Genomic DNA, 22488 nt, shown 5'->3' on the forward strand with positions numbered 1-22488 from the left:
AAATTTAATAAAGCCTTATTGTCTGATATCTGAGTTGAAAATTTCTAAGTTCCAAGTTTTTCCGGCACGAACCAAGGTAACTTGTTCAAAAGTTATCGCTTTGATCTTATAGCCGGCTACAAACTGCCCATTAGATAAAATCTTATCATTGAGCATCGCAAAGCACTGAGATCCATCATCACAAACGATACTTTGCAACTTTGGCAGAGGCGCTGTTTTTCGCTTAGCCACACTGCTGGATTTCTTGCTATACCATCCTAATGGTGCGGTCGGGTCTTGAGCCGCATGCGCCACTGAACTTAAAAGAAATAAAAGGGTAATCGCAATCACTCTAACCACTGATAAACTCCTGTCTCGTGCCTAGGGTGTAAACCACTAAAACTAACTCAGCTTTAGGGTATGTTTGCACCTTATAATCAAAACTTCGCCAAAAGTATTTCACCGGCATGCCCTCAAGCTTCGCCAGAAAATCCTTAATATCGAAATATCGACCTGAGATAGTGATTTTGACTGGATGCAAAAAGTAACCTGCACTATCACTGGTTTTGGTAATCGATTCTGCGGGTAGTGACTGCAAAGACTCTAACTTGAGGTTGTTGCTACTGCCTAAAACGGTTTCTAACAACTCAGCCATCTGGCTTGGAGCAATTAAACTATCCACCACATTAGAAAGCTCTTCAGAAAGCTCTTGATTTGCCAGAGTGAGGGCTTTTAGCTTTTTATTGATCTCAGCGTCTGGGTCTCGTTTTAACTTCGCCACCAGCACATTAATATCCGCTTGAGTTAACTGAACCGCGCTACGTTCTCTTTCTAAGTTTCGTTGCGTGCTCTGTCTTGTCTCAGTGGCAGGATCTAATAAAAACGTTAATGAAATTAAAAGAATACTAACCCAGCCACCCGCTGAGACTAGCCACTTTTCTCTCTCACTTAAATTAGAGAAGCGTTCGCAAAATAATAGCCATTGCTCTTTCATTATTTCACCCCAGCCTTAGATTTAAGCTCAAATGTCACGACATTTTTTTTGTCTCTAGCAATGTGTAACGATTCAAAAGTTCTTCCCACTAACGCAAGCTCTTTCTTAAACTGATTGACCCAACTCGGCACCGCTTTTGGATTACTCGCGACACCATTAAGGTCTAAACGAGTGCTGGTAATAAGAATGTGTTGCAGAGAAATATCGTTTCTTGCTTGTGAAGCTAAGGCATCCATAATCCCTGAATAGCCCACTTTTTGTGACTCATCAAATTTACCCACAGCCTGTAGCGAGCTCTTCTTCGCTTCAATGTCCTGTTCAATTCTCTTCGCTGCATTTAATTTTGCTTGAGTAGGCGTATGACTTGCAAGTCGCTGTTGCAGGCTAGATTTTTCTTTATCCAACAACTCAGATTGATTCTGAATACTGGTTAATTGCAGCTGAATACTTTGTGTTTGCTGTTTTTCTAAATACGCCAAGCCTGCAATAGCCACAAAAGTGATCACCCACAACGCCACGACTTTATTCAGAGTGACTAATTCTTGCTTTGGTCGCAGATGCTTAGGGTATAAATTGATGCTAAAAGAAGATAATTGAGCAACGGTTTTACACAGCTCTATCCCACAAGGTAAGTGTGGCTGTGACAGTGCATTAATTTTAGGGTTGACCGTATCTTGCAGCTTAGCCACTAACTCTTCGAGATTGTCTTCATCACAGCAGACAAACAAATGGTTAAATGATGCTTGCGGTAGAGACGCTGTTAAATAATCAGCGCTTCGCTGAATATCAAGAGCCAGCGAGTCGTACATGGATGGAGTGCCATTTTGTCCCGTAATAGGAGCTGCAATCCCTCGTAAACTACGCAGAAAAACAGGTGCGCCATCTACATAGGCGGCTAATTTATAGCCGTCATTCACACTGCGTCTTAGCAGCAGAAAACTCTGTTGTGCTTCAGTGGAATGTCCCCACACTTCATCTTCAGTGATGACTCTAGTAACAGTCACATGCTGCGCATTGCTCACATCTAATACGGTTTGCAGCGTGTGTTTACTAATAATGTAAGCCTGTACCTTTTGCCCATCAGGCATCAAGCTGGCGTCAGCCACAATATCGGTGAATTTTTCTGAGATGAGATCTTTGAGTAAAAATGGAAGCGCTACTGGCCACTCTTCTTTTGGTATTTGAGGTTTATCTATCTGATAACTTTGGTAATGCTGAGTGCCAAGAACAATGCAAGCCTTGCCTTTGATAGACTTATTCGAGAGGGCGTCTTTAAGTGCGTTTTCCCAATTGCCATGCGCAATAGGATAAAGTTCAGGGGCTTTTTGCGGATGGGATAAGTCCGACAGATAAACTCCATCTGCCTGAATAACAATGACTAATTGAAAATCATCATCCTTTGATGATTTTAAGTTCTTCAATTTCGACAACCATGTCATTTGTATTACCACTTAGTATTTTTAGAGCCAATAAAAAACGCTGATTAGTTATTGGTTACTTTATTTTTCCACCTATTCCGTCTTCCTGGAATAGTCGATTTTACCGCTAATGGTTGAGAGATAACTGGGGCAATAAAATCACTTTCTTCTGCAAAGAAACGGCCTTGACCACCGTCTATTCCCAAATTCACTAATTGTTGCCATTCACGCTTTGTCTCTACACCCACAGCAATTACTTTGGTATCTGTATTTGCACATGCCCCTATTAGGCTACGAATGTACAATTGGTTTTCTGAGCGTCTTTCTATATTGCGTACTAGGCTTCTATGCAATTTAAGATAATCAATGGTCGAATCTTTAATATAGTGCGAACTAATTATGGTACGCCCAGCTTGATTAACGATGACCTTACAGCCTAGAGCAGACAACATTTTAAGCACTCTGCGAATAGAATCTAAGTAAGTCACCATCGGCCCTTCCATAAATTCAAAGGCCAATCTTTGTCTTTGTTTAGGTGTTAATTGCAGTAGCTCATTCCTAAACCAATCAAAATGAGAACGATACCTAAACGGTTGTGCATATAGATTAATAGAATAGCATGAATCAAGACTGTCTTGCTTTAAAAATTTAACTACGTTTATCAACACGTTCCGATCAAGTTGTCGCTCATATCCCACTTGTCGTATTGCAGGGCTAAACTTAGACGCTTTTAATGTTTCGCCCTTTTCATCACGTATTCGACTAAAGAGTTCGTGATGAATAAATTCGACTTCTCCCCTGTCATCCAATAGATAACATGGCTGCTTAATTAGGGTTAATTTATTGGCATCTAATTGCTGATCAAAAAGGGTTCTCCAGCGCACACTGCCTCTTTCTGAGGACGGTATGCTGCGCTTTTTAAAGCGACTCCAATTATTAGAACCTTCTAATTGTGCACTTTTCAGTGCCGTTTCAACTTCGTTTAATATATCGCTCTTACGTTCGCCTTGTTTATAGACCGTCATGCCCGCGTGAATCCAATTATCAGGATCATGCTCTGGCAGAGGTTCTAACTTACTGGCTTGCTTTAATATCTGTGACGCTAAGCTAGACACTTCAACTTGAGACTGGTTTGGAATAAGCACCGCAAACGTAGACTCAAAATAACGCGCAAAAACCACATCTGGAAAACGATTAATACAATTGGTTAGGGCATCACCTAAAGCAATAATTAAACGATCTTTCTGTTGCTTGCTTTCTGGGCCTCGAATATCGGCCCAATCATTAACCTGAATGATAATAATACCACCCGCGGCATTACTTTCTGTGAGGGTTGACTCTAATTTATTATCAAAAGACAAACGGTTAGCTGCGCCTGTCAGTTGATCGAGGAAGGTTTGCGAACGAATAAACGTATCAAATCGGCTTCTTTCTTGTCGCGCATCTTGCAATTCTGCTATTAATTTATCGAGCGCTTCACTTGCGGTATAAGGCCATTCGAGATGATCGCCCACTGCATATTGTTCAACCCGCCCCGCTAATATCATTCTGGCTCTTTCTTCTAATAGTTCAGAACCTTGCAACTGAACTTTTAACCAGCGCACCCCTTGCACCAAACAAAGGACGATTAAACCAAAAGCGAGAGTAATTGATGACAATGCCCCCACGGAGTAGTGGTAACCAATATAAGGCGGCAGTAATTTAATATTAACGGTATGCGAGGGATTGAGGGTGAGCGGCGTGGAAATAGAGATCAATCGCGTTTGATCATAGCGAGTCTCAGTGTCGTTATACTGAAAAATAACCGCATGTGGCGTAGTAACTTCTAGCTCAATAATATTACTGGCTTTAATAAGCTTGGGGATCCAACGGCGCAACTCACTAGTGTTTACATGTTCGAGAAGTTGCTGATCGATAACTTTGGTCACGCTTTGCACTGAGTGCTTTGTGTATTCTTCGCCGAGTTGTTTAAGCGATAATGCGCCTCCTACAAAGAGGATAAACACAGCGCCAATAACTATCATGGTCACAAATGCAACCAAACGAGTGCTAAGCTTGAGTGAAGGGGTTGCTCTCATGAAGATTCAATCCTTGAATTTCATTGGTAATCTTAAGGATATACAGGTCCGAACCGAATGAAACCATTTTACAAAAAAAATAAGGCTCAGTTACCAAAAATGATCTCTAAAAAGGCCATTTTGTTATTTGACGACTCATTATCTATTAATTTATTTTGCATAAAAATACGCAAAGTCCATCCCAGTATTACTTAAAGTAATACTGATATTGGTAGAGCCTCAATAAACAGGTGCACTTTGCCTCTTTGCTCATCAATAATCAACCTTAAAGTAGTAGTGGGTATTTTGACGCGCGGCGTTCTATTCAACCCTCCTCGCATACGCACAATTATGGCTTACCTAGAATTTAGATGGTGTGGGTTTTTCCTACAAAAAATACGCTCACGGATGCTTTTTCTACCTCATCAGCGAAATTTTAACTGTTCAAATATGCATATATACACCCATCAAAAATGAGTAGTTTTCGCCTTGCAAGCCTTGATTTGTATACATTTACGGCAAATTTACCAGTAACTCCCTTTCCTACATTCACTTTAGTTCTAAAGAGTTAGGGGTGTAATAGCCATGGGATATAATGTACTCTTTAAAAGAGACCAAATCATACAAAAGGACTTATGATGAAATGGAAACTAGCCTCACTAGCAATAATTGCTAGTGTTTCAAGCCAAGCTCAAGCAGCAGAATGTGGCACAGTGACTATCGCTGACATGAACTGGAATTCAGCGAGTGTTATTGCCAATATCGACCGATTTATCCTTGAACACGGTTATGGCTGTGATGCTGAACTGACCCCAGGCGATACTATGCCTACCGCCACTTCTATGGTCGAAAAAGGCCAACCTGATATTGCACCAGAACTTTGGACTAACTCAGTTAAAGACGCCATTGAAAAAGGCGTTGCAGAAGGGCGACTTGCTTATGCAGGTAAAGCGCTAGTTGACGGTGGTGAAGAAGGATTTTGGGTACCATCTTATTTAGTAAAACAGTATCCAGAGCTTGCGACCATTGAAGGGGTTAAAAAGCACGCTAAGCTATTTACCCACCCTGAAGATCCTGATGTAGCGGGTTTCTACGGTTGTCCTGCAGGTTGGGGGTGTCAGATTTCTGGCGGAAACCTATTTAAAGCTTTAGAACTAGACAAAGCGGGCTTTGAATTAATTGACTCAGGCTCAAGTGCTGGTCTTTCAGGCTCTATCGCGAAAGCCTATGAGCGCAAAGAAGGTTGGTTTGGCTACTACTGGGCACCTACCGCTGTATTGGGTAAATACGAGATGGTAAAAGTTGATTTTGGTAGTGGTGTCAACGAACAAGAGTTTGTGGACTGTATTGCCGTTGAAGGCTGTGAAAGCAAAACAGTCTCTATGTACCCGCCCTCTCCAGTTAACACAGTTGTCGTTTCTAGCTTTGCCAGCAAAAACCCAGCGGCAATGGAATACCTAGCTAAACGCGGCTTTAAAAACAGCGATATGAACAAGCTGTTAGCATGGATGGAAGACGAACAAGCCAGTTCAGAAGACACCATGTATCACTTCTTTGAGACTTCACCTGAAATCTGGAAACAGTGGGTCTCTCCAGAAATTGCTAAGAAAATCACTAGCAACCTCTAATCTCTTCATAAGCCATAAAATAAAGGGTAACTCAATCAGTTACCCTTTCGACTATATAAAGGAATGTATATGTTCGATAGCAGTTGGTTGTCCAGTTTTCCCGAAATCGATCGCTCAACCATGCGCACTATCCGCAAAACATTAGACGGTGCGTATAAAGATTTTTCGAGAGAATATGGCGACTTCATCGAATCCTTATTTGATCCCCTTCTTTCATTTTTGGTGTGGTTTGAAAAGCTATTGCTTGCCACGCCTTGGTTCATCGTACTGGCAGTCATCACCGCCCTTATCTATCTTGCCAGTCGCTCATTAAAACTCACTATTGGCGGTGTGATTGCACTGCTCTTTATTGGCTATTTAGGGATGTGGGACGACACCATGCGCACCCTAAGTATTATTACGGTTTGTACTGCGCTCGCCATTATTGTCGGTATCCCGATAGGCATAGCAATGGCACGCTCTAATCGAGTGCAAAGTGTTGTCACTCCCATTCTCGACATCATGCAAACCATGCCCGCTTTTGTGTATTTGATTCCGGTGGTCATGCTATTAGGTATTGGCAAAATTCCAGGGCTTATTGCAGTGGTCATTTATGCGATTCCTCCAGTAATTCGCCTAACCAACCTTGGTATCCGCTTGGTTGATAAGGAAGTAATGGAAGCGGCTACCGCCTTTGGCGCAAGCCGCAGTCAGCGCCTATTTGGGGTGCAGTTGCCTCTAGCAATGCCGACTATCATGGCCGGTATCAACCAAACGGTAATGATGGCGCTATCTATGGTGGTGATTGCTTCTATGATTGGCGTGAAAGGCTTAGGCCAGCCGGTATTAAGATCCATCACCAACCAATACTTCACTTTAGGCCTGCTCAATGGCTTGGCGATTGTAGTGTTAGCTATTCTTATTGACCGTTCAACTCAGGCATACGCCAAACGCACTCAAGCTCACCTAGGAGATTTAAGACATGACTAAACCTCTAATTAAGATCTCCGGCCTGTATAAGATTTTTGGCCCTAAACCTGAGTCTGTTTTGCCTTTGGTCAAACAAGGCTTGAGTAAAGACGATGTGCTAGCCAAAACCGGTCACACTGTTGGGCTAAAAGACATCAACCTTGAAATTAATAATGGTGAGATTTTCGTCATCATGGGCTTGTCGGGTTCTGGGAAATCCACTTTGATTCGTCACTTCAACCGCCTAATAGACCCAACCGAAGGGCAAATTGATGTGGAAGGGACGGATGTTATGCAATATGGGCCTAAAGAACTGGAAGCATTTCGTCGTCATAAAATGTCGATGGTATTCCAACGCTTTGGTTTATTGCCGCACCGCAAAGTCATCGACAATGTGGCTTATGGTTTAGAGATCCAAGGTATAGATAAAGCGCAGCGTTTAGATAAAGCGTCAGAATGGATCGAGACGGTTGGGCTTAAGGGTTACGATGATCAATACCCTTCTCAACTCTCTGGCGGACAGCAGCAGCGAGTCGGTTTAGCGCGTGCCTTATGTACTGATGCTGAAATTCTATTAATGGATGAGGCTTTTTCTGCGCTTGATCCTCTCATTAGAAGTGAAATGCAAGATCAGCTGATTGAGTTGCAAGAGAAGCTACATAAAACCATTATTTTCATCACCCATGATCTGGATGAAGCGCTGCGCATCGGTGACAAAATTGCCATCTTGAAAGACGGCGAGCTGGTTCAGCAAGGGACTCCGGATGAGATTCTTCTCAACCCAGCAACCGCGTACGTAGAAGCGTTTGTAAAAGACGTCAACAGAGCCCGCGCACTGACGGTGGAAACTGTGATGCAAAAACCATCATTACGCATTACTCACTGCACCATAGAAGGTGCGCTAAAGCAGATGAGAAACTCTGTCCATGATTATGGCTACCATGTCACTGATGAGGGTTATCAAGGTTTAATTACCGAAGAAGCTCTGCAAGAAGCGGCCGATGATGATGCTATCGATAATATCGAACCTAGCTTGTATGAAGATGTGCCGACCATCTCTTGTGAATCTGCCATTGAAGAAGTGCTCACTGAAGCGATTTCATCAGATTACTCATTACCGGTGATCAACGATGACGGCGAGCTAGAAGGTACTCTAGAAAGAGAAAAAGTCGCGGATATATTCTCTGACAAAGAAGCAAAAGAGAGCACCAAAGACGAGCAAGCTAAACAAGAATCGACTAAACAAGAGCCAACAAAAGAAGCCAGCGCTTAATTCAGCACATAACGCTCTCTTTTATTCGCCTTAGTAAAGGTCTGATACTGCACTCATTGTTAACCACAATAGGTGTTTATATCAGGCCTTTGCTTTTTCTTGCTCAGCAAAAGCCTCATACAAGAAATCTAAAAACAGACGAATTCGCTTTGGTTGATGTCTTTTATCCAGATAGTACACCTTAAGGTCAGTACTACGCTCTGTGGTCGCCGAACTGAAATTTTTCACATAATCATCCAGCACTGTGCACAAGCGGCCTTGCTCCACATCGGTTTGAATATCTAGCAGTGACTTCATCGCAATCCCATGCCCACTTAAAGCCAGTTGCTTAATGATCTCTCCATCATCAGATAAGTACTTAGGATTAACGATCACAGATTGCAGTTTGGTACCTTTTCGAAAATACCAAGTTTTAAGCTCCTGTTGAGAGCTCAACATCACCAAAGCGGCATGATCTTTTAGGTCACTTGGTGTCTTTGGCACACCTTGTTGTTTTAAGTATTGCGGTGAAGCGCACAACACCCTTGTACTTTCTCCTAGTCTTCGTCCGATGATATTGACGTCATCCAACTCACCATAGCGAATAACAATATCAACGCCACTTTCTGCCACGTTGTGGACATGATCATTCAAATAAAGGTGCGGAGTCACTTCGGGGTATTTGGCTGTAAAATCGGCAATGATAGGTAAAATGAGCTGCTTACCTATATCTTTTGGGGCGATGATTTTTATTGGTCCCTGTGAAGAGCGAACCCCCTTGGTAATGAGGTTTTCTACTTCATAGACGCTGTCTAAAATATCCAAACATGAGCGATAGTACACCTCTCCAGAATCGGTCAATGAAATATGTCGAGTGGTGCGGTTGAGTAATTTCACCCCATAGCGATCTTCTAGTGCTTTCAAACGGGTAGTAATAGAAGCGGCCGACACCCCTAACTCACGCGCAGCCCCAGCCATGCTTTGTAATTTAACGATGACCGCGAACATCTGCATATCAGAGAATTTACCCATCACCACCCTTCATTGTTTAGCCATTTTAAATAATGTATTCAGTTTTTGGTCAATTATCAAACTGTGAATAATAATCCATAATATTCACAGATAATCCCATCAGCATAACTATCGGAGCTGAATATGAGCCAACAAAAAATGCCAATGCAGGTATGGATCTTAACACTGGCGGCTTTTGCCATAGGCACAGCCGAATTTGTCATTGCCGGCATATTGCCGCAAATAGCCACCTCGCTATCCATTACAGAAGGCCAAGCCGGCTACCTAATTAGTGCTTACGCATTAGCCATTGTTATTGGTGGCCCAATATTGACCATCTACCTTGCCAAGTTCAATAAAAAGAACGTTCTCATTGGCTTAATGGGACTGTTTATCTTAGGCAATATCCTTTCAGCCCTTGCACCTAACTACACTTTACTATTAGTTAGTCGCGTTATTGCTGGCCTAGTTCAAGGTCCTTTCTATGGTATTGGCGCTGTTGTTGCCACTAATCTAGTGTCAGAAAAAATGGCAGGTCGAGCTGTAGGACAAATGTTTGCTGGCCTCACCTTGGCTAACGTATTAGGCGTACCTGCTGGTACTTGGATCAGCTTAACATTCGGCTGGAGCAACACCTTCTTCACTGTAGCCGCATTTGGCGCTGTGGCACTTGTGTTTATCATGCTTGCTATTCACTCATCAGGCCACAGTGAAGCTAAAAGCATCAAAACTCAGCTACTTGCCTTTAAAAACCCTATGCTACTGATCAGTTTAGCCATTACCGCTTTTGCATGGTCAGGATTTATGACTCTGTATGGCTACATTGCCCCTATCGCAATGCATGTCACTGGCTTTGGACAAGACTCTGTTACCTGGATATTAGTGCTAGTTGGTGTCGGTTTAATTATTGGTAACACCTTAGGCGGCCGCTCTTCAGATAAAAGCTTAGCCAAAGCATCAATGTTTTGGGCTATTGCATTAATTGCATCACTGCTACTGGTTGGCGTATTTACCGACAACAAAGTGCTGTTCGTTATCTCATTGTTTATCTTTGGTATCGCTTCATTTGCCAACGTACCTGCAATGCAATTACGAGTTATGAACCATGGCGGTGAAGGTCAAGAACTAGCGGCGACTGCCAACATCTCTGCTTTCAACTTGGCTAACGCATTTGGCGGATTCCTTGGTGGAATGGTGCTAGATGGACACCTTGGCGCAAGCATGATTCCATACACTGCTATCGTTGTACCTCTTATTGGATTGCTACTGATTGCCAAAGCCAATAAAGCGGAAGCAAAAACATCATCATTAGAGACTGAGGATACTGCGGTAGTAACAGCGAGCTAACAGAGTGCCTTAACTTTATAAAACAAAGACATAACGCTATAAAACATAGACATTTCCGATAAAAAGGCCCCTTAATAACCAGTTATTAAGGGGCCTTTTATTTATTCGTAAACAGTGATTATTCCTTTAGATAAATCATCCAGAAATAGATACCCACGAATAAACCGCCACCGATAATATTCCCTATCGTGACTGGAATTAGGTTGTTAATAACAAAATCGGCTACGTTAAGGTCAGCATAGTTAGCGATATTCGCACCTGTCATTTGCCAGAACTCAGCAGGAGCAAAAGTTTTAATCGCAATCGCCATAGGAACTTGGAACATATTCGCAATACTATGCTCAAAACCAGATGCCACAAACATCGCCACCGGAAGAATCAAAATAACCACTTTATCGGTCAATGAACGGGCACTAAATGTCATCCAAATGGCAAGACATACCAATAAGTTACACATAAGTCCAAGTGCGACTGCTTGCCAAAATGTATGGTGCAATTTGTGTTGTGAGATAGCCATGGCATTCAAACCCATTAACCCACCGTCACTCATATATTCTTTAGTGATCATCATAATGATGATAAGCAAAGATGCGCCGACAAAGTTACCTACATAAACCACCGCCCAGTTTTTAAAAAGGGCGCGCCATGTCACTCGTCCACTGGCTTTCGCCACTAAAGTTAATACGCTACTGGTAAACAGTTCACCACCGGTAATCACTACCAGAATAAGCCCTAAACTGAAGGCTAAGCCTCCCATAAACTTGGCCATGCCATAAGGCATTTCTGCTGCGCCCGTCGTTACTACGGTATAAAAGACAAAGGCAATACCTATGTGCATACCTGCGGCAATGGCGAGAAGAAACGATTTTAGTTGGTTTTTATTTACTTTGCTTTCTCCCACTTCTGCAGCACGCTCTGCCATCTGTGGGGGTAAAAGAGATTCAAACGGTATAGGGTTTTGATCAGCCATTTTTTGTACTTATTGTTGATTGAATTAAAGTGAACGCAGAATTTACGCTGTATCAAAAATGTTTCATAGAGCTAATTTCGCAACCTTAATTTGCTTCTTGTTAACCATAAATACTCAATTCATTGCCAATATAGATACAATAAATAACCCATAGTTAATCAATAACTTTCATGAAGTGTTTATTTTCTATGTGGTTACAATAATCATACAAATAGAAGGAGCTGTATTAATCCTCAGAGATCTGTACCTCTCTATATAGGGAAACCCCTTTCATATCTGCTGTTTTGCTAGATAATAGAGCCAACTTACCTCACCTCTATAACTAGAATGACCGCCGAAGCAATTAACAATAATGAGTCTGTAAGCCGAGTTTTTTGGCGATTTGCTATTCCATCTGTCACTGCCATGCTGATCACAGGCTTGTACCAAATAATTGATGGGATCTTTGTCGGTCACTATGTTGGTTATGCTGGTCTTGCTGGGATCAATATGGCGTGGCCGATCATTGCCACTATTATGGGGCTCGGCATTTTAATTGGTATGGGGGCAGGTAGCCTGATCTCTATGTTCCGTGGAGAGAAGCAATACCAAAAAGCAGCCTTAGTATTACAAACAGCCATCAGCCTAACGATTATGTTTTCACTAATCTCTATGCCTATCGTGGCAATATGGGGCAAAGACCTGTTGATATTGCAAGGAGCAGTAGGTGATTCGCTCATGCATGGCTATGACTACCTAAAGGTCTTCATATTTAGTGCTCCCGCGGCCATTGCTTCTGCTGTCACACCAATGCTAGTGCGCAATGACAACAGTCCTAAAATAGCCACGGCTTTAACTATCATAGGTGCGCTACTCAATATTGTATTGGATTACCTTTATATCGGTGTATTCGAACAAGGCTTGCAAGGTGCTGCCATTGCAACCGCTCTATCGCAGTCAGTGGTTATCTTGTTGGGACTGATTTACTTTCTTTCCCAGCACGCCGAGATTCGCCTCACTCGCCTTACATTCGATATCAAAAAGGCAATCCGCATATGTCACTTAGGGGCATCCAGTATGCTGATGTTCGCCTACTTTTCTTTTGTGGTGGCGTTACATAATCGACTACTCATGGAATATGGCAGTGAAGTACACGTTGGTGCGTTCGCTATCATTGGCTATATCGCCACTATGTATTATCTGTTTGCGGAAGGGATTGCGTCGGGTATGCAACCGCCAATAAGTTATGACTTTGGAGAGCAGCGCTATCATCGCATCAAAGGCACCTTAATCTTGGCGCTGAAAGTGGTGTTAATTTCTGGGGTAGTCACCGTTGTTTTGCTCGCGCTATTTCCTGAATTTTTTATCGGCTGGTTTTCTGATTCACCCGATCTTATTACTACCGCAGTCTCTGGTATGAGATTACATTTATGCGCACTCTTTCTCGATGGCGTGTTATTTTTAGCGTCCGTCTATTTTATGGCGGTAGGAAAAGCGGCTAAGGCCATGTTTGTTTCTATTGGCAATATGATTGTCCAACTGCCTTTTCTATTCTTAGTGCCGCAATGGCTAGGAGTTGATGGGGTTTGGCTGGCCGTGCCTATGTCAAATGTCGTGCTAACGCTGATTGTCGTTCCTATGATGTGGAAGGACATAGCAATACTCATGAATAAAAAGGTGGTGATTAATGAGCCTGTTATCGCCAGCTCTTAATCATCACCTTTTAATAAGAGTAACTGGTCGCTATTTATTACTAACCAGTACTGACTTATAAAGCTTTAAGGTAATCAAGCATACCCGTAATTGCGGCTACTTGCGCACGGTTACATTGTTGTGGTGTTGCTTTAGCGCTATCGGGATACACTTCTGTCGTTGTGGTATATTTAGCCTTACTAAAGCCAGCACATAAACCAAGTGCCTGTAATGGATAGTTAATGACACCATGTTGCACCACTGGCGAGCCAATAATAGTGCCATCAGGATCGGCTGGCGCAATGTGAGTAACCTTTTGTACTGATTCAATAATGGCCGTTTGCATCTGCGCACATGGGTTTTCAGTATCCCCTACCGTATAAAACCCGTCCGGGATAGTACCTGCTACATATTCTTTCCCATCACGAGCGGCCAAGGCAGGACGAAACTCTTGTTCGTCGCTATCGGTCGTCTCGTGCAGATCGATATGCGCGAAAATATCCACGGCTAAATCTTGCACAAACTTCATCACTAATGCTGACTCAGGTGCAGGGCTATTTTTGACAAACGAACGGTTCGGGTCGATAGCATCGGGGTTCCAGCGGTTAATGATCTCATAACCCCATGGAGAGACACATGGCGCAACCAGTAAATTAAAGTGCACTAAATATGCAGGAGCCGTTTCTTTTAAAAATAACAGTGCACCTTGCACGCCGCTGGTTTCGTAGCCATGCACCCCACCGGTAATTAGCACGCAAGGCTTGTGTTCATCCCATGATTTAGACTTAAAACCAAACAATGGATAAGAGCCAGACTCGTACTCAAGTTCACCATATTGAATGCACTCAAAGTCATCACCAATTTGCTCCATTTTCAACACGACTTCTTGCTGATAAGAGCGTTGTATGCGGCGACTTTCACGCCATTGTTGCACCTCTTTTGAGGTCCATTTTATTCCTGGGGTACCAATGGGATAAAACTGTGCTTGCTGCATGTGCGCATTCCATAATAAGTGAACATGCGTCTTAGACTACCACACTCGCAAACAGATAATTAACACGCAGCAATAGCTTGCAACCTTTCAATGCAGGCAAGGCGATGCCAATTTATCGCACTGATACAAAATGTAACAAAATACCGAGACATCCCAAGATAAGCTCAAAAACACCATCATTACTGCGCAGCAATCAATCACACTCAATCTTTGCATATTCAGTTTATTTTTGACTAATCAGGCTATTTATTAATCCATTACTGCTGAAAATATCGCAAACTCAGTCGATGTTTTACTGCATTCTGTGGGTGGTAACACCCTGAATCGAAGCCATTTTTGAGCAAAAGAATTATTTTATTGTTAAAAATAATTCTTTTGCGCTAAAACCTTGTTCTAAGACAATTCTAAACCGTGAATTTGAACTATTTCGGTGTTAGAATCCGACGCCAGAAAGAAACTTTATTACAAAATTGATATCGTTAGTCACAGAGCTAATGTTGCTTTATTCGTGATCTAGCGATGAATTTGGTGAAAAATCACGCAAAAACTGTGCTAAAAATGATTGATTTTGTGTGATAAGTCGCCAAGGTTGCCTATAATAACTTCCGAGTCATCTAATAGAAGGACTCCGTAGAATTTTGTAATTTAATTACAAATGAAGTAATATAGCCGCCAGTACCCTATTTAAACTTATGTAATACTTACCGGAGAGTATTTTCCATGAAAAAGACCAAAATCGTATGTACGATTGGCCCTAAAACTGAATCTGTAGAGAAGCTGACTGAACTAGTAAATGCAGGCATGAACGTAATGCGCCTGAACTTCTCTCACGGTAACTTTGAAGAGCACGCTGGCCGTATCACAAACTTCCGTGAAGTTATGTCTAACGTAGGTAAGCAACTGGCTATCCTTCTAGACACTAAAGGTCCAGAAATCCGTACAATCAAACTAGAAGACGGCAATGACGTTGATCTAGTAGCTGGTCAAGAATTCACTTTCACTACAGACGCATCTGTAGTGGGTAACAAAGACATCGTTGCTGTAACTTACCTTGGTTTCGCAAACGACCTAACTGCTGGTAACACTATCCTAGTAGACGACGGTCTAATCGAAATGGAAGTTCTTGCTACTACTGAAACTGAAGTTAAGTGTAAAGTTCTTAACAACGGTGCACTAGGCGAAAACAAAGGTGTTAACCTTCCTGGCGTTTCTGTTCAACTTCCTGCTCTTTCTGAGAAAGACAAAGCTGACCTTAAATTTGGTTGTGAGCAAGGCGTTGATTTCGTTGCTGCTTCTTTCATCCGTAAAGAAGAAGACGTTAAAGAAATCCGTGAGCTTCTAAACGCTAACGGTGGCGAAAACATCCACATCATCTCTAAAATCGAAAACCAAGAAGGTGTTGATAACTTCGACGCAATTCTTGAAGCTTCTGACGGCATCATGGTTGCTCGTGGCGATCTAGGTGTTGAAATCCCAGCTGAAGAAGTAATCTTCGCTCAGAAAATGATGATTGAGAAATGTAACCGTGCTCGTAAGATGGTTATCACTTCAACTCAAATGCTTGATTCTATGATTCAAAACCCACGTCCAACTCGCGCAGAAGCGGGTGACGTTGCAAACGCAATCATGGATGGTACTGATGCTGTAATGCTTTCTGGTGAAACTGCTAAAGGTAAGTACCCAGTTGAAGCTGTTACTATCATGGCTCAAATCGCTAACCGTACTGACGGCGCACTTAAAGCTGAACTAGGTTCTCGTCTAGACAGCCCACGTCTACGCATCACTGAAGCAGTATGTAAAGGCGCAGTAGACACAGCTGAGAAACTAGCAGCTCCTCTAATCATCGTTGCTACTGAAGGCGGCAAGTCTGCACGTTCTGTACGTAAATACTTCCCAACTGCAAGCATCGTTGCTCTAACTACTAACTCTAAGACTGCTGCACAGCTAGTTCTTACTAAGGGTGTTCGTCCAGTTCTTGTTGATTCTATCAACAGCACTGATGAGTTCTACAAAAACGGTAAAGAATACGTTCTTGAAGCTGGTTTTGGTAAGAAAGGCGACATCGTAGTTATGGTTTCTGGCGCTCTAGTGGCTTCAGGTACTACTAACACTGCATCTGTACACGTACTGTAATTTACAGTTACCTAACAGATACAAAAAAGAGAGCCTATGGCTCTCTTTTTTTATGTCTTTTATAAAAGATAAATTTTGCTAGAAAGAAAATAGCTCACGACGATGAGTGTTCATTAACAGGACTAACGGAAGGAAATAAACGGCATTAAATACCATTGCCATTCCCAATAATCCACCTACAACCAATCTTACAAATGCAGTTCGTAACATACTGTGCCTCTATATGATCACAAAGTTAGGCAATCCCTATCTGACTCAGCGATAACGTGTCTAAAAACTCACTGCAACTAGTGTATCGTTCAAAAAAGCACCACGCAATCATATTGCGATCCACATTTACGTTTGCTAAACATTCCAACATAAAAAAGCCACCTCAATAATAGAGATGGCTCAATAAAAACTAGTTAACTTTCAAAAGAGTATGTGCTGTTTGTTCACTGATTCTTTTGAGTCGACGCAGTATTGGTAACTAAGCTTTCAACGCTCGTTCACCACGGGCTAATCCAACCACACCACTTCTCGCCACTTCAATCACATCGGTGATTTCAGAAATAGCTTTAATAAAAGCGTCCAGTTTTTCGCTTGTGCCTGCCAGTTGCACCGTATATTGAGAGGCGGTGACATCCACAATCTGGCCGCGGAAAATATCAGCGGTACGCTTTACTTCAGCGCGAGCAAAACCAGAAGCTTTAAGTTTCACCATCATCAGTTCACGCTCAATGTAGTCAGACTCTGTCACTTCCTGAACTTTAAGTACATCGATCAGTTTGTGCAGTTGCTTCTGAATTTGCTCCAGTTGCAACTCATCAGTTTCAGTAGTGATGTTCAAACGAGACAAGGTTTCATCATCTGTCGGTGAAACGGTTAGCGATTCAATGTTGTAACCACGTTGAGAAAATAACCCAACCACACGCGACAATGAGCCAGGTTGGTTTTCCATTAATAGGGAAATAATGTGTCTCATATTATGTTCTCTCCGTCTTGCTTAGCCACATACTATCCATGCCTTCACCTTTCACTTGCATTGGATAAACATGCTCTGTTTCATCAACACTAATATCTACAAATACCAAACGATCTTTCATATCTAACGCTTTTTGCAGCCCTGATTCCAACTCGTCAGGAGAGGAAATACGCATGCCAACATGCCCGTAAGCTTCTGCAATAGCGGCAAAGTCTGGTACGGAAGACATGTATGAGTTGGAATGACGTCCCTCATAAATAATATCTTGCCACTGCTTCACCATGCCTAAGAAACGGTTGTTCAAGTTAATGATTTTTACTGGGATGCCATATTGCAAAGCGGTTGAAAGCTCTTGAATATTCATTTGAATACTGCCATCTCCCGTTACAACCACAACTTCTTCGTCAGGGTGCGCAAACTTCACTCCCATCCCCGCAGGTAATCCAAAGCCCATCGTTCCAAGGCCACCGGAATTAATCCAACGACGAGACTGCTTAAATGGATAGTAGAGCGCCGTGAACATCTGATGCTGCCCAACGTCAGAGGCTACATAAGCATCACCATTGGTTAGCTTGTGCAGGGTCTCAATCACTTGCTGTGGCTTGATTTTTTCTGCTGACTTAGCGTACGCAAGACAATTACGCTCACGCCATGTTTGAATATCGTTCCACCAAAGCTCTAGTGCTTGTGAATCGTTACCCGTGTCTTGATTTTCTAGCAGTGACACCATGCACTCCAGCACTTTGTCTGCTGAGCCCACAATGGGCAGATCTGCGCGAACATTTTTTGAGACCGATGAAGGGTCGATATCAATATGAATAACTTTGGCGTTGGGGCAATATTTCTCTAGGTTATTGGTCGTGCGATCGTCAAATCGAACCCCAACACCGAAAATGAGGTCAGCATTATGCATCGCCATGTTGGCTTCGTAAGTGCCGTGCATGCCTAACATGCCCAACGAGTTTGCGTGCATTCCCGGAAAAGCACCTAAGCCCATCAATGTGCTGACTACTGGAAGCTGTAGTGTCTCAGCTAAACTCAGTAAATACTTATCTGATTCGGAAATAACCGCACCACCACCGACATACAATACCGGCTTCTTCGCTTCAAGAAGCGCTTTTAGAGCCTTCTTAATTTGCCCTTTGTGACCTGTCGTCGTCGGGTTATAAGAGCGCATTTTAATGCTGTCTGGATATTGGTATGGGAGTTTAATTTGCGGATTCATGATGTCTTTTGGAACATCAATCACAACAGGTCCAGGTCGGCCTGTCGATGCAATGAAAAAGGCTTTCTTGACGGTATCGGCAATATCTTCAGCGCGTTTAACCAAAAAACTGTGTTTTACAATAGGTCGAGAGACCCCCACAATATCACACTCTTGGAATGCATCATTACCAATCAAGTTATTTGGCACGTTGCCAGAAATAACGATCATTGGGATAGAATCCATATAAGCAGTTGCGATACCGGTGACGGTATTGGTTGCGCCAGGGCCTGAACACACTAGCACCACACCCGGTTTACCCGTTGATCTCGCATAGCCATCAGCCATATGGGTAGCCGCTTGTTCATGACGTACTAAAACATGCTTTATTTTGTCTGTTTTTGCATGAAGAGCATCATAAATGTCGAGAACTGAGCCTCCAGGATAGCCAAAGATCTGTTCCACTTCTTCTTCGATCAATGACTGGACGATCATTTCTGCGCCAGATAACATTTCCATTTCCTATCTCCTTACCATTAGCGAACAGACTTGGGTTATCTATTCGTTGGGGTTTACATAGTTAGGGCTTATTCGTAGCCTAAAAGTGTTCTATTCCATGTCAAAGCGATGATTCTTAACGCTTCAACAATAATCCTATACTGATTTATCACAAATATAGGATTACCTTTCCACCATACAGTTTTTAACCTATCTCTGTCTACGTAAAAACGGTATTTCAGCCTTTGAAATAATCCAAAGAAAGCCGCCAGCAACTCACTCCCTCTAACTCTTTGTTTTTAATGGCCTAAATAAAAAAATCCCTGCGAACCAATTACAGTGCAGGGAGTATTTTATTCAATAGCAATCGCTACTTTTTCGGCTTTGTTTTTACTTTGCCTTTTTCATCGTACATTTCTTCAATTTCATCTTGATAACGATCATTGATTACTTTACGACGAAGCTTTTGAGTCGGAGTTAACTCTCCCTTCTCCATAGAGAAGGCCTTAGGCAGTAACTTGAATTTTTTAACCTGCTCAAACTTTGCTAAGTTTTTTTGCAATTCAGTCACCCGCTCTTCAATCATCTCCACAACTTGACTGTGTTTTAAGAGATCGACTTTGTCATGATATTTGATGTTCAGTTCTTTAGCGTACACTTCTAATGCTTCATAGCTTGGAACAATCAGCGCAGAAACAAACTTACGTGTATCGGCAATTACGGCTATTTGTTCGATAAAATGATCTTTACCAATTGTGCCTTCAACGATTTGCGGTGCTATGTATTTACCGCCAGACGTTTTCATCAACTCTTTAATACGATCCGTAATAAACAAATTGCCTTGCTCATCGAAGTGCCCAGCATCACCGGTCTTCAAGAAACCATTTTCATCAAATGTTTTTGCGGTTTCTTCAGGCAACTTATAATAGCCACGCATCACCATTGGACCACGAACCAAAATTTCGTTGTTTTCGCCAATCTTAACCTGTGCTCCCGGCATAGAGGTACCAATAGAGTCTGGGTCAAAATTAGGTTCATCCCAACACGATACTGTAGCCGTTGTTTCGGTCATGCCATAGCCTAGTTTTACGTTAAGGCCCAGGGCATGGAAAAAGCGACCAATAGTCTCATCAAGCTTAGCGCCACCACATGGCATGATGGTGATATTGCCACCTAATAAAGCACGTAACTTACTCAGTACAAGCTTATCAGCCAACGCGTGACTACGTTTTAATAGGTACGAAGGGCTACGCTGCTCTTGTTTGCACAGCGCAATTCTTGCTCCAGTATTCACCGCCCAAGTAAACATGGCTTTTTTCACTAAGGAAGAATGCGATACCTTTTCATGGATTGCAGAAAAGATCTTCTCATAAAAGCGGGGAACCGCACACATCACTGTCGGCTTCACTTCACTGAGCGCATCACGTACCTGCATCGTATCGATCAGATAAACGTTCGTTGCCCCAGTAAAGAGTACAAACATCGTCCATGCTCGCTCAAAAACATGCGACAGAGGTAAGAAACACAAAGATACATCATCTTTGGTTAGGTTCAGACGAGCAATATGCCCCTCTAATTGCGCAGCAAAGTTTGCATAATCGAGCATGACACCTTTTGGACGGCCAGTAGTACCAGAGGTGTAAATCAGAGTGACTAGATCCTCTAAATTAGCCTCTAAAATACGTTGTTCAAACTCATCTTTAATTGCCGCAGAAGGCACCTCTGTTTGGATAAAGTCATCCCAAGAGACACTAAAATCATTGTCAGCAAGCTCTATGCTATCGCACATTGCGACAATCAGCTGAAGTTGCTCACACTGTTCATAAATAGAGACGGCGATGTCATATTGATTCTGCTCACCAACGAACAAAACCTTTACGTCAGCATTTTGCAGAACATACACCGATTGATCAGCTGTATTGGTCGGATAGATAGGAACGGTGACGATTCGTGCTTGTAGCGCACCAATATCAGCCATCGTCCATTTAGGCATATTGTTCGAATAAATACCGACTTTATCCTGAACACTCAATCCTTGTGCCAAAAGTGCCATAGACACAGCATCCATCTGCTGTCCAAACTGCGACCAAGAAATCCCCTGCCAAGCACCATCTACTTTGTGCTTAAGTGCAACGCGGCTTCCTCCGTCGACAACTTGCTGACGAACTTTTTTTACAATGTGGAACTCTGAACTGGCCATTATATCTCTACCTTTTGGCTTACACCTGTAAGCTGAGTTAGCGGGATAGTTTACAGTCGAGTAATTAAAAGGCAATTACACTGATGTTTTCTTGATTCAAAATTGGACATGAATCTGATTTTTTTGTACTGGTAAGAGCAGTAATAGTACAAAATTGTACATAAAAAAAGCATCGGTAAGCTTTATTACCGATGCTTTATATTGTTTTACTTAAGGAGGCTAATTAGCCTTTCGCGACGACTTCACCACAAACTGTCATTAATTGATCTCGCATCCAGATATGAGCGGCATCATTTTGTCTCGATTCATGCCATGTCAAATAGGCTCTGATCTTAGTTTGCTCTCCAGGGAAAGGCATAGCGTGTAATTCTAAACTTGTTGGGAAGAAGTCCTTCACCCAACGAGGAACAACACACAACAGCTCCGACTGAGCTGCAACGGCAATTAAGTTACCTAAAGTCGCACCGCGATATGAAGACTGAACTTGCAAGTCTTTATACACAATATGATTCAAATCCATCACATCACTGGTTGGAGATAAACTGGCATGTTGCTCATACAACAGTTGTTCCATGGATATCTTTTCAGAGTGACTAAGGCGGGGATGGTCTTTAGCACAGATAACCACTAGCTCATCGCTAAATATCTCACTGCTCACAAAGTCAGCATTGTCGAAATAGGTATAACCGATAATGTAATCAATCTCTTGCTGTATCAGTTTTTCTTGCAGTGACGCACCACCTAAAGAGTCCAAGTTCAGTTTTACACTCGGTGCTTTCTTTGCGGTATTTTTGATAAGTTCTGGAGCAAAGCGAACATCATTTGGAGTGCCGATAGCGATAGAAAATGTACGGCTAGATGTTTCAGGATCAAACGACGTGCCAGGCAGTTCATTTCTCACTAATTGCAACGCTTGACGTACAGGCGTTGAAAGTTGACGAGCACGTAAAGTCGGAGAAATACCTCGCCCCTTACGCATGAATAAATCATCTTTAAACATCACCTTTAGACGGGCAACGGCGTTACTCACTGCGGGTTGCGACATATTCAAATTTCGCGCTGCTCGAGTAATATTTTGCTCTTGCATAACGGCATCGAAGACAATAAGTAAATTTAAATCAACGCCACGTAAAGTGGAGTTCTTGGAATCTTCTGATTGCTGCCAATCATGTGCACTGCTGCTCGCCAACATCCGTTCTTCTCTCTATTATGACTGTAAT

18 protein-coding genes are annotated in these 22488 nt (G+C 42.5%); 6 read left to right on the plus strand and 12 right to left on the minus strand.

Translation table 11 applies throughout. The annotated features are described in order from the left end of the window. Nucleotides 1-15: 15 nt before the first annotated feature. The 4 genes from VEZ01S_RS02495 to csrD all read right to left on the minus strand — a co-directional run bounded on the left by VEZ01S_RS02495 (nucleotide 16) and on the right by csrD (nucleotide 4469). Nucleotides 16-339 carry a hypothetical protein gene (locus VEZ01S_RS02495; RefSeq protein WP_021712435.1) on the minus strand — a complete coding sequence of 108 codons (324 nt, stop codon included), beginning with the start codon at nucleotides 337-339 and terminating at the stop codon, nucleotides 16-18. Continuing rightward, nucleotides 332-973 carry a type 4a pilus biogenesis protein PilO gene (locus VEZ01S_RS02500; RefSeq protein ID WP_021712436.1) on the minus strand — a complete coding sequence of 214 codons (642 nt, stop codon included), beginning with the start codon at nucleotides 971-973 and terminating at the stop codon, nucleotides 332-334. Before VEZ01S_RS02500 ends, VEZ01S_RS02495 begins: the two co-directional genes overlap by 8 nt. Continuing rightward, nucleotides 973-2394: a PilN family protein gene (locus tag VEZ01S_RS02505; RefSeq protein WP_235868474.1), complete on the minus strand. Its 1422-nt coding sequence runs from the start codon at nucleotides 2392-2394 to the stop codon at nucleotides 973-975. Before VEZ01S_RS02505 ends, VEZ01S_RS02500 begins: the two co-directional genes overlap by 1 nt. Nucleotides 2395-2456: 62 nt before the next feature. Further along, nucleotides 2457-4469 carry an RNase E specificity factor CsrD gene (gene csrD, locus VEZ01S_RS02510; RefSeq protein ID WP_021712438.1) on the minus strand — a complete coding sequence of 671 codons (2013 nt, stop codon included), beginning with the start codon at nucleotides 4467-4469 and terminating at the stop codon, nucleotides 2457-2459. A gap of 617 nt (nucleotides 4470-5086) precedes the next feature. Between csrD and VEZ01S_RS02515 the strand changes: the two genes are divergently transcribed. The 3 genes from VEZ01S_RS02515 to VEZ01S_RS02525 all read left to right on the plus strand — a co-directional run bounded on the left by VEZ01S_RS02515 (nucleotide 5087) and on the right by VEZ01S_RS02525 (nucleotide 8297). Next, nucleotides 5087-6076, plus strand: a complete 990-nt coding sequence (locus VEZ01S_RS02515) for an ABC transporter substrate-binding protein (RefSeq protein WP_021712439.1) — start codon at nucleotides 5087-5089, stop codon at nucleotides 6074-6076. Between the two features lie 69 nt (nucleotides 6077-6145). Further along, the gene (locus tag VEZ01S_RS02520) at nucleotides 6146-7045 is read left to right on the plus strand and encodes an ABC transporter permease (RefSeq protein WP_021712440.1); all 900 of its coding nucleotides are present in this window, start codon (nucleotides 6146-6148) and stop codon (nucleotides 7043-7045) included. After that, a complete protein-coding gene (locus VEZ01S_RS02525; RefSeq protein ID WP_021712441.1) occupies nucleotides 7038-8297 on the plus strand; it encodes a quaternary amine ABC transporter ATP-binding protein in 1260 nt (419 codons plus the stop codon). The genes VEZ01S_RS02520 and VEZ01S_RS02525 overlap by 8 nt, the downstream gene beginning before the upstream one ends. 81 nt (nucleotides 8298-8378) lie before the next feature. Here VEZ01S_RS02525 and VEZ01S_RS02530 read toward each other — a convergent pair whose 3' ends face one another. Continuing rightward, on the minus strand, nucleotides 8379-9308 hold the full coding sequence (locus tag VEZ01S_RS02530) for a LysR family transcriptional regulator (RefSeq protein WP_021712442.1): 930 nt from the start codon (nucleotides 9306-9308) through the stop codon (nucleotides 8379-8381). Nucleotides 9309-9431: 123 nt separating this feature from the next. On the opposite strand from VEZ01S_RS02530, the gene VEZ01S_RS02535 reads away from it, so the two are divergent. Beyond that, nucleotides 9432-10634: an MFS transporter gene (locus VEZ01S_RS02535; RefSeq protein WP_021712443.1), complete on the plus strand. Its 1203-nt coding sequence runs from the start codon at nucleotides 9432-9434 to the stop codon at nucleotides 10632-10634. Nucleotides 10635-10752: 118 nt separating this feature from the next. Here the strand turns inward: VEZ01S_RS02535 and focA are convergent, their stop codons facing one another. Beyond that, nucleotides 10753-11604 (minus strand): formate transporter FocA, encoded by an 852-nt coding sequence (gene focA / locus VEZ01S_RS02540; RefSeq protein ID WP_021712444.1) that lies wholly within the window; start codon nucleotides 11602-11604, stop codon nucleotides 10753-10755. A 327-nt stretch (nucleotides 11605-11931) separates the two neighbouring features. Between focA and VEZ01S_RS02545 the strand changes: the two genes are divergently transcribed. Then, complete coding sequence (locus VEZ01S_RS02545) at nucleotides 11932-13296, plus strand: MATE family efflux transporter (protein WP_021712445.1); 1365 nt, start codon at nucleotides 11932-11934, stop codon at nucleotides 13294-13296. Nucleotides 13297-13351: 55 nt separating this feature from the next. Here the strand turns inward: VEZ01S_RS02545 and VEZ01S_RS02550 are convergent, their stop codons facing one another. After that, entirely contained in the window at nucleotides 13352-14269 is a 918-nt protein-coding gene (locus VEZ01S_RS02550; RefSeq protein WP_021712446.1) for a M14 family metallopeptidase, read from the minus strand. Between the two features lie 720 nt (nucleotides 14270-14989). On the opposite strand from VEZ01S_RS02550, the gene pykF reads away from it, so the two are divergent. After that, nucleotides 14990-16402, plus strand: coding sequence for a pyruvate kinase PykF (gene pykF, locus VEZ01S_RS02555; RefSeq protein ID WP_021712447.1), 1413 nt, complete (start codon nucleotides 14990-14992; stop codon nucleotides 16400-16402). A 78-nt stretch (nucleotides 16403-16480) separates the two neighbouring features. Here pykF and VEZ01S_RS16930 read toward each other — a convergent pair whose 3' ends face one another. From VEZ01S_RS16930 to leuO, 5 genes are all read right to left on the minus strand, one after another. Next, the gene (locus VEZ01S_RS16930; protein WP_255209298.1) at nucleotides 16481-16612 is read right to left on the minus strand and encodes a hypothetical protein; all 132 of its coding nucleotides are present in this window, start codon (nucleotides 16610-16612) and stop codon (nucleotides 16481-16483) included. Between the two features lie 259 nt (nucleotides 16613-16871). Continuing rightward, nucleotides 16872-17366, minus strand: a complete 495-nt coding sequence (gene ilvN, locus VEZ01S_RS02560; protein WP_021712448.1) for an acetolactate synthase small subunit — start codon at nucleotides 17364-17366, stop codon at nucleotides 16872-16874. 1 nt (nucleotide 17367) lies between these two features. Next, nucleotides 17368-19089: an acetolactate synthase 3 large subunit gene (locus VEZ01S_RS02565; protein ID WP_021712449.1), complete on the minus strand. Its 1722-nt coding sequence runs from the start codon at nucleotides 19087-19089 to the stop codon at nucleotides 17368-17370. A 349-nt stretch (nucleotides 19090-19438) separates the two neighbouring features. After that, nucleotides 19439-21268: an AMP-dependent synthetase/ligase gene (locus VEZ01S_RS02570; RefSeq protein WP_021712451.1), complete on the minus strand. Its 1830-nt coding sequence runs from the start codon at nucleotides 21266-21268 to the stop codon at nucleotides 19439-19441. Nucleotides 21269-21491: 223 nt separating this feature from the next. Beyond that, complete coding sequence (gene leuO / locus VEZ01S_RS02575; protein WP_021712452.1) at nucleotides 21492-22460, minus strand: transcriptional regulator LeuO; 969 nt, start codon at nucleotides 22458-22460, stop codon at nucleotides 21492-21494. Nucleotides 22461-22488: the final 28 nt, after the last annotated feature.

The organism is Vibrio ezurae NBRC 102218, assembly GCF_000467185.1.
Taxonomy (GTDB): domain Bacteria; phylum Pseudomonadota; class Gammaproteobacteria; order Enterobacterales; family Vibrionaceae; genus Vibrio; species Vibrio ezurae.

Bases quoted from the DNA above. Each gene is read 5' to 3' on its own strand.
- VEZ01S_RS16930 (WP_255209298.1), bottom strand. From the start codon at position 16,612: ATGTTACGAACTGCATTTGTAAGATTGGTTGTAGGTGGATTATTGGGA.
- VEZ01S_RS02565 (WP_021712449.1), bottom strand. From the start codon at position 19,089: ATGGAAATGTTATCTGGCGCAGAAATGATCGTCCAGTCATTGATCGAA.
- VEZ01S_RS02570 (WP_021712451.1), bottom strand. From the start codon at position 21,268: ATGGCCAGTTCAGAGTTCCACATTGTAAAAAAAGTTCGTCAGCAAGTT.
- VEZ01S_RS02520 (WP_021712440.1), top strand. From the start codon at position 6,146: ATGTTCGATAGCAGTTGGTTGTCCAGTTTTCCCGAAATCGATCGCTCA.
- VEZ01S_RS02500 (WP_021712436.1), bottom strand. From the start codon at position 973: ATGAAAGAGCAATGGCTATTATTTTGCGAACGCTTCTCTAATTTAAGT.
- ilvN (WP_021712448.1), bottom strand. From the start codon at position 17,366: ATGAGACACATTATTTCCCTATTAATGGAAAACCAACCTGGCTCATTG.
- VEZ01S_RS02550 (WP_021712446.1), bottom strand. From the start codon at position 14,269: ATGCAGCAAGCACAGTTTTATCCCATTGGTACCCCAGGAATAAAATGG.
- VEZ01S_RS02545 (WP_021712445.1), top strand. From the start codon at position 11,932: ATGACCGCCGAAGCAATTAACAATAATGAGTCTGTAAGCCGAGTTTTT.
- VEZ01S_RS02525 (WP_021712441.1), top strand. From the start codon at position 7,038: ATGACTAAACCTCTAATTAAGATCTCCGGCCTGTATAAGATTTTTGGC.
- leuO (WP_021712452.1), bottom strand. From the start codon at position 22,460: ATGTTGGCGAGCAGCAGTGCACATGATTGGCAGCAATCAGAAGATTCC.
- VEZ01S_RS02515 (WP_021712439.1), top strand. From the start codon at position 5,087: ATGAAATGGAAACTAGCCTCACTAGCAATAATTGCTAGTGTTTCAAGC.
- csrD (WP_021712438.1), bottom strand. From the start codon at position 4,469: ATGAGAGCAACCCCTTCACTCAAGCTTAGCACTCGTTTGGTTGCATTT.
- focA (WP_021712444.1), bottom strand. From the start codon at position 11,604: ATGGCTGATCAAAACCCTATACCGTTTGAATCTCTTTTACCCCCACAG.
- pykF (WP_021712447.1), top strand. From the start codon at position 14,990: ATGAAAAAGACCAAAATCGTATGTACGATTGGCCCTAAAACTGAATCT.
- VEZ01S_RS02535 (WP_021712443.1), top strand. From the start codon at position 9,432: ATGAGCCAACAAAAAATGCCAATGCAGGTATGGATCTTAACACTGGCG.
- VEZ01S_RS02530 (WP_021712442.1), bottom strand. From the start codon at position 9,308: ATGGGTAAATTCTCTGATATGCAGATGTTCGCGGTCATCGTTAAATTA.